This is a genomic window from uncultured Rothia sp., from assembly GCF_937976295.1.
GTDB lineage: Bacteria > Actinomycetota > Actinomycetes > Actinomycetales > Micrococcaceae > Rothia.
The window spans coordinates 1-1102 of record NZ_CALJRY010000309.1 but is presented as its reverse complement, the minus strand read 5'-3'; the positions used below and the strand labels follow the sequence as shown (position 1 = coordinate 1102).

Below are 1102 nucleotides of genomic sequence, written 5' to 3'. Positions count from 1 at the left end.
GCGGTATGCCTGTAAGCGCACAGGCTACCCAGACCCTCACTCCTGTGAGCGACAGCCAGGCACGTGTGGACGTCAATGGTGAGGTCTCCTGCTCGATTCCGCTGGTGGGCAAGAAGATTGCTGCCGCTGCCGAACCTCAGGTTGGTCGCGTGCTCAAGGTTCTTGGTACCTCGGCTGAGAAGTGGACCGCTCAGCAGGGTTAATTACTGGTCTGCTAGTCTACCTGCTAAAAAGGCTCTTTATGTGAATGAAGCGGCGAAAAACCCGCTTTATTCGAATAAAGAGCCTTTTTATGTTGGGTACTGAATGCTAACGACCGATGGGGCTTTAGGATGCTTCGGCTTCTGCCGCTCCCACGGGGGCCTCTGCTTTAGCGGCGACTACCGCCTCATGATAGGCACGGTCACCAAGAAGTTCGGCGAAGCGACGCATCTCAACACGCAGGTCGTGCTCAGCTTCTAGCAGGTCAACAACTTTGCGGAGCTTGGTGCTTGAGGTGTGCTCCGTATAGGGGAAGTAGTGCACGCTCACGCCGACCTCTGCGAAACGTTTTTCGAGGGCGAGGCCCTGCGGGGTTCCCTTCCAGTCGTCGCCTTTGAAGAACACGTCAAAGGGCTTCTGAGACCAGGTATGTAGTTTATCCGGGTTAGTCTCAATATGCACCTCGTCCACGTAGCTAATGTGGCTGACGATTTCGGCGCGTTCTTCAATCGGGATGACGGGTCGGCGGCCTTTGGTTTGTTCCAGCACGTCGTCGTGAACCACCCCGGCGATGAGGTGGTCGCAGTTCGCTTTTGCTTGGCGCAGGATGTTCAGGTGGCCGACGTGGAAAAGGTCGTAGGCGCCGGCGGCGTATCCGATGGTCATGGGGTTCTCTCGTGGGTGACTGAATAATGAAATTTTTGGTGGCACCTCTAGCGCTTGTCCGTTCCCTGTTTCTTGGATGAAAACAAGGGGCATTTAGGGAGGGAAAAGCCGTGATCTGCAGGCACCAGCCTAATTCTAGCACCGCTCAGTTCCGCGGCAGGCTTATCGTGAAAGTCGCGCCAATCACCCCGGAAGGATACCCGCTCTTCAGTGGCCTCTGTTAGTCAGAAGTCAC

2 protein-coding genes are annotated in these 1102 nt (G+C 55.8%); one reads left to right on the top strand and one right to left on the bottom strand.

All coding sequences use genetic code 11. The features are described 5' to 3' along the window. Positions 1–203, top strand: a 203-nt coding sequence (locus Q0216_RS08220) for a DUF2505 family protein (RefSeq protein ID WP_298594439.1), incomplete at its 5' end; no start/stop codon positions are given. Between the two features lie 124 nt (positions 204–327). Here Q0216_RS08220 and Q0216_RS08215 read toward each other — a convergent pair. Further along, positions 328–867, bottom strand: a complete 540-nt coding sequence (locus tag Q0216_RS08215; protein WP_298594437.1) for an adenylyltransferase/cytidyltransferase family protein — start codon at positions 865–867, stop codon at positions 328–330. Positions 868–1102: the final 235 nt, after the last annotated feature.